Below are 5,540 nucleotides of genomic sequence, written 5' to 3'. Positions count from 1 at the left end.
GTGTGCGATGCCGCGCACTATGCCGGCGCCGGCGTCGACGGTGTCATCTTCGGCCCCTCAGGCGACGGGTTTCACGGTTCCGACGAATATGTCGAGGTCGAATCGGTGGTCGAGACCGCCAAGGTGATCGCCGCTTCGGCCATCGACTGGTGCGGCATCCGCTGAGGCGCAGCCGCTATTCCGAAACGATCAGCCCGGGCGTTTCAGGCGTCCGGCGACGGCGCCCCATGAAGCCTTGATCATGCCGACCAGGCCGCTCGGGTAGGCCAGCATCACGCCGATGATCAGCATCGCCGTGATCATCGGCCGCCACGCGCCGAAATCGGCCATCCATTCGGCGAAGATCGTCAGCACGAAGGAGGCGACGATGGCGCCGTAGATGGTGCTGGTGCCGCCAAGCAGCACCATCGACAGGATGATGGTCGCCAGGCTCATGCCGAAGACGTCGATCGAGGCATTGCGCTGGTAGGCGGCGTAAAAGGCGCCGGCGATGCCGGTGAAGAAGGCGCTCGCGGCAAGCGTCAGCATGCGCTGGCGCACGATCGAGACGCCGCGGCTGATGGCGTATTCCTCATTGTCGCGCAAGGCGACGATACTGGCCCCGGCGCGTGAGCGCACAAACACGCGCAGGAACAGCGTACTTGCCACCAGCAGTGCCAGCGCGATGTAGAAATAGGCTGATTTGCCGTCGCGGACCATGTTATGGTCGAAGATATAGAGTCCGGGAATGCGCACCAGCCCTTGCGTGCCGCCGGTGATGGCCGACTGGCTGATGATCACCTGCATCACCAGCTGCGCGAAGCCGAAAGTGACCAGGATGATGTAGATGCCCTTCAGCCGCAGGATCGGGATGGTCACCAGGATCGCCGCCAGGGTTGCGATGACACCGCTGGCAAACAGCGCGATCCACGGGTCGAATTCGGCCAGCTTGGTCAGCAGGCTGTAGGCATAGACGCCGATGCCGAACAGCGCCAGATGGCCGAAATTGAAGACGCCGCCATAACCGAGGCTGAGGTCCCAGTTCGAGGCGACGATCGCATAGATGAAGGCCATGATCAGGATGTGGCGGGCATAGGTGTCACCGAAGATCAGCGGCAGCAGCGCCAGCAGGGCGAAGCCGAGCACGAAGCCGATGGCCTCCTGCTTCCACGGCGTGCGGCCTGGAGCGATCGGGGTTGCCGCCTCGGCGTGGCCAGGCGCGATCAGCGATGTCGTGTCGGTCATGCTAGGCCTCGGGAGCGGCTGGCAAAGATGCCCTCGGGGCGCACCATCAGGGTCAGGATGAGCACGCCGAACAGCAGTGCCGGCGTCCAGTACAAGCCGAAATAATAGCTGCAGGCTGCCTCGAAGAAGCCGATCAGATAGGCGGCGAAGATCGGACCCGATACGCTCGATATGCCGCCGAAAACGACGACGATCAGCGCCTTGAGCAGCGGGTCGCTGCCCATCACCGGCGACATGAAACGGTAGCCGCCCATGAAGATGCCGGCGAGCCCGGCCAGCGAAGCGGCAATGGCGAAGGCCAGCCCATAGAGCGCGGTGACGTTCAGCCCGACAAGGTGGCTGGCATCTTCATTTTGCGCCACGGCGCGGAGCGCCAGCCCCAGCCGCGTGCGGTTGAGGAACACCCAAAGTGCGGCCAGGATCAGCGGCGTGATCACGATGATGGCGATCTGGTGCAGGGAGACGCCGACGCCCCCGATGGTGGCGTTGCCGGCGATCAGCGCCGGGATCTGTTTCGAGCGCGGTCCCCAGATGGTCAGCGCGCCGTTCTCGATCAGCGACCCGGCCGCCAGCGTGGTGATGACGACGACCAGCACGATGTTGGGTCGGCCGATCAGCGGCCGCACGACGCTCGCCTGCAGGATCCAGCCGACGCCGGCCATGACGACGACGGCGATCGGAAAGGCGACCGCCGCCGGCAGGCCGAGTTCGACCAGCTGCCAGGCGATGTAGGCGCCCAGCATCATGAACACGCCATGGCTGAAATTGAACACGCCGATCGTCGTCCAGACCAGAGCCAGCCCGACCGCCATCATGGCGTAGAGCGAGCCCTGGAACAGGCCGCCGAACAGGATTTCCGCCAATGCGCTCATCTTCGGATTTTCCTAATGGCCAAAATACATCGACATGATCTCGCCGTGGTCGAGGCTTTCGCCCGGCTTGATCTCGGTCGCCACCGCGCCATGGTTGACGAGGTAGAGTTGCTGCGTCAGCTCCAGCAGGAATTCGATATCCTGCTCGACGACGATCAGCGGCACGCCGCCGCGCGAAATGTCCATGACGGAGGCGCAGAGTTCGTCCTTGATCTTGGGCGCCAGCCCCAGCGTCGGCTCGTCCAGGATCAGCAGGCGCGGATGGCTCATCAGCGCGGTGCCGATCGACACCATCTGGCGCTCGCCGCCCGACAATGTGCGCACGCGCTGGCGCCAGCGTTCCGCCAGTTTCGGAAACAGCTTGATCACCTTCTCACGGTTCTCCGCCTCATGCGGCCGGGCCCTTGGCGAATAGGCGCCGAGCGCCATGCAGTCGGCGATCGAGAGATCGGGAAACAGCCGGTTGCCTTGCGGCACATGGATCAGACCGGCGCCGACGATGGCGCGTGCGCTGCGGCCGGCAATGTCTTGCCCGTCGAACAGAATGCGGCCGCTCTTCGGCTGCAGCAGCCCGGAGACTGCGCGCAGCAGCGTCGTCTTGCCATGGCCGTTGGGGCCGAACAGGCCGACATTGCCGAAACGGCCGGCCTCCAGCGAGATATCGTGCAGCACGGTGACGCGGCCATAGCCGGCGGTGACGCCTTCGACGCTGAGAATGGGGTTCACGCCGCCGATCTCCTGGTGCCGAGATAGGCTTCGATGACGCGCGGGTCGGCGATCACGCCGGCCGGGTCGCCAGCGGCCAGGACGCGGCCATTGTTGAGCACCAGCAGATGTTGCGAAAGGCTCATCAGGAAGGTCAGCACGTGCTCGATCAGAAGGATGGTGATGCCGCGTTCGGCGGTGCGGCGGATCAGGCCGATAGACGTCTCGATCTCGGGCTTGGTCAGGCTCGATGCCGGCTCGTCGAGCAAGAGCATGCGTGGCTTCATGGCGATCGCGGTGGCCAGCATCAGGCATTTGCGCTCGAAGACGGACAACTCTCCGGCCAGCCGCCCGAAGGACGCGGACCCGAGCCCGACGAATTCCAGCGCCTCGGCGGCGGCATCGCGAGCTGCCACGGCCGTTTTTTCCTGCTTGCCGTAGCTGGCGCCGATCAGCGCGTTCTCGAACACGGTCAGCCCGTCGAAGCTGGTCTCGCGCTGAAACGTGCGGGCAAGGCCGAGGCGCGCGATCGCGTGTCCCGATTTGCCGTTTATGGCAAGACCGTCAAAGCGGATCTGGCCCCGGTCGGGGCCGAACGGGATGCCGGTGATGATGTTGAACAGCGTGCTCTTGCCGCTGCCGTTCGGGCCGGCGATGCCGAAGATCTCGCCGGCTTCGACCTTGAACGACACGCCGTCGACGGCCTTCAGCGAACCGAAGGCCTTCGACACGTCGTCCAGTTCAAGCAGGGCCATTCCCTACTTCATCCAGGGCTGGAGCTTGAAGGCGCCGGTGGCGTATTTTTCCGGCGAGATCAGCGTGCGCTGGCCATCCCAGATCTGGAAGAAGGTGATTGGAATATAGTCGTCGCCCTGCGTGGCAAGGTGGGTGGCGGGATCGAATTTCAGCCGCCCTTCCGCGACCTGCTTGTCGGTCTCCGACAGCGCCTTCATGATCGCCGCATGGTCGGATGCGCCGCCGACCTTCTTGACCGCGTCGAAATAGACATTGGTCATTTCGTAGAGGCCGACGCCGTAGGTGCCGCTCTCGACGCCGTATTTTGCCTTGAACTTGGCCGCCACCTCATCGGCGCGCGGGTTCTTCGGCGTCGTCAGCGCGCCGCCGAGCAGGTTGTAGATGACACCATCCGACTTCTTGCCGGTCAGCTCGACGAATTCCGGAACGCTCGGTGCGTATTGCAGGAAGACGAGGCTCTTGGTCGGCTGCTCGAGGAACTGGTTCAGGAACGACGCCGAATTGCCGGGCAGATAGTCGGTGTTGATGACGACATCGGGAACGTTCTCGCGCACCTTGGCGAGGATCGAACGCCAGTCGGTCACTTCGCCGAATGGCACGATCTCGTCGACGGTGATGGTCCAGCCCTTCTCCTTGAAGGTCTTCTTCATGCCTTCGGAGATGGTCTTCGAATAGGCGTTGTCGGACGAGATGATGGCGACCTTCTTGGTCGGCAGGGTGATCTTGCCATCGGCCGCGAGCTTCTCGACGAACAGGGTTACGTCGGTGTTGTAGGCGTCGAAGGAAGGGGTCAGCGACCAGCAGCACATATATTTGTCGGGGCTCGGCGCGATGATGTCCCTGGTCTGCTGCGAGGTGGCCGCCAGCATGTAGGGCATTTCCGCCTCGGCCATGTTGTCGATCTCGAAATTGGTCAGGCTGGCATAGCCGGTCAGCATGAAGTGCACGCCCGGATCGCCAAGCAGGCGCTCGACCGCGCTGGTGACGTTGCCGGCGGACTGATCCTTGACGTCGCCGACCACCAGTTCGAACGTATCCCCGGCAACGCCGCCGGCTGCGTTGGCCTCGTCGATGGCCATCTGCACGCCGCGCTGGAATTCCTGGCCGTCCGCCGCGGCAGGGCCGGTCAGCGGCGCAAGCAGGCCGATCTTGACGACGTCGGCAAAGGCGGGGGCGGCTGATGCGGCAAACATGCCGATCAGCGTGGTGCTCATCAGCATATGGCGGATTCGACTTGCGGCGGATTTGGGCTTCATCGTGCTGTTCCCTGTTTCCTCCCGTTCATCGGGAGTTGGATAATTGACAATCTACGCATAATTGTTCTTATTTGAAAAGGATTTTTCAACGCAACCTGGCCGGGAAGATGGTTCCCGCAAAGGTATGGAAGCCGTGGCGCTTTGCTGCGCAACTGCACTAAAACAAGGCAATTATAACGGAGCGGACAATGACGATCGCGCAGAAGACCCTTGACACCAGCCACGGCAAGATCGCGGTGCGCCAGACCAGTGGCCAGGGCACCGCTGTCATGCTGATCCACGGCAATTCATCTTCCAGCGCCGTTTTCCGCAACCAGTTGGACGGCCCGTTGGGCGAGCGCTACCACCTGATCGCTCCCGACCTGCCCGGCCACGGAGCGTCCGGCGATGCGATCGATCCTGAGCGTTCCTACAGCATGGAAGGCTATGCCGATGCCATGACCGAAGTGCTTGGGCTGCTCGGCATCGACAAGGCCATCGTCTTCGGCTGGTCGCTCGGCGGCCATATCGGGCTTGAGATGATCGACCGCTTTCCCGGCCTGCTTGGCCTGATGATCACCGGCACGCCGCCCGTCTCGCCCGAGGAGGTCGGCAACGGATTCAAGCCGAGCCCGCATATGCACCTCGCGGGGCAGGAAACCTTCAGCGGCGCCGATGTCGAGGCCTATGCGCGCAGCACTTGCGGCGAGCCGTTCGAGCCGTTTCTCATCGACACGGTGGCGCGCAC

6 protein-coding genes are annotated in these 5,540 nt (G+C 63.6%); 1 reads left to right on the top strand and 5 read right to left on the bottom strand.

Features of this window, described 5'->3' with window-relative positions; all coding sequences use genetic code 11:
* Window positions 1–189: 189 nt before the first annotated feature.
* The 5 genes from EN939_RS19025 to EN939_RS19005 are packed head-to-tail and all read right to left on the bottom strand — an operon-like array spanning window position 190 to window position 4,813.
* Window positions 190–1,224, bottom strand: a complete 1,035-nt coding sequence (locus tag EN939_RS19025) for a branched-chain amino acid ABC transporter permease (RefSeq protein ID WP_127269238.1) — start codon at window positions 1,222–1,224, stop codon at window positions 190–192.
* Window positions 1,221–2,096, bottom strand: a complete 876-nt coding sequence (locus tag EN939_RS19020) for a branched-chain amino acid ABC transporter permease (RefSeq protein WP_127269237.1) — start codon at window positions 2,094–2,096, stop codon at window positions 1,221–1,223. The genes EN939_RS19025 and EN939_RS19020 overlap by 4 nt, the downstream gene beginning before the upstream one ends.
* 12 nt (window positions 2,097–2,108) lie before the next feature.
* Window positions 2,109–2,822, bottom strand: coding sequence for an ABC transporter ATP-binding protein (locus tag EN939_RS19015; RefSeq protein ID WP_127269236.1), 714 nt, complete (start codon window positions 2,820–2,822; stop codon window positions 2,109–2,111).
* Window positions 2,819–3,556 carry an ABC transporter ATP-binding protein gene (locus tag EN939_RS19010; RefSeq protein WP_027035743.1) on the bottom strand — a complete coding sequence of 246 codons (738 nt, stop codon included), beginning with the start codon at window positions 3,554–3,556 and terminating at the stop codon, window positions 2,819–2,821. Before EN939_RS19010 ends, EN939_RS19015 begins: the two co-directional genes overlap by 4 nt.
* 3 nt (window positions 3,557–3,559) lie before the next feature.
* Window positions 3,560–4,813: an ABC transporter substrate-binding protein gene (locus EN939_RS19005; RefSeq protein WP_027035742.1), complete on the bottom strand. Its 1,254-nt coding sequence runs from the start codon at window positions 4,811–4,813 to the stop codon at window positions 3,560–3,562.
* Between the two features lie 188 nt (window positions 4,814–5,001).
* On the opposite strand from EN939_RS19005, the gene EN939_RS19000 reads away from it, so the two are divergent.
* A partial coding sequence (locus tag EN939_RS19000) for an alpha/beta fold hydrolase (protein WP_164751073.1) occupies window positions 5,002–5,540 on the top strand: 539 nt, incomplete at its 3' end.

This window comes from Mesorhizobium sp. M7A.F.Ca.CA.002.05.1.1, from assembly GCF_003998335.1.
Taxonomy (GTDB): domain Bacteria; phylum Pseudomonadota; class Alphaproteobacteria; order Rhizobiales; family Rhizobiaceae; genus Mesorhizobium.
Note: the sequence above shows the minus strand (reverse complement) of the source record. Positions and strands in the feature narration are given on the sequence as shown.

Excerpts from the sequence above, each read along its gene's own strand:
- EN939_RS19025 (WP_127269238.1), bottom strand. The coding sequence starts at position 1,224 with ATGACCGACACGACATCGCTGATCGCGCCTGGCCACGCCGAGGCGGCA.
- EN939_RS19010 (WP_027035743.1), bottom strand. The coding sequence starts at position 3,556 with ATGGCCCTGCTTGAACTGGACGACGTGTCGAAGGCCTTCGGTTCGCTG.
- EN939_RS19005 (WP_027035742.1), bottom strand. The coding sequence starts at position 4,813 with ATGAAGCCCAAATCCGCCGCAAGTCGAATCCGCCATATGCTGATGAGC.
- EN939_RS19020 (WP_127269237.1), bottom strand. The coding sequence starts at position 2,096 with ATGAGCGCATTGGCGGAAATCCTGTTCGGCGGCCTGTTCCAGGGCTCG.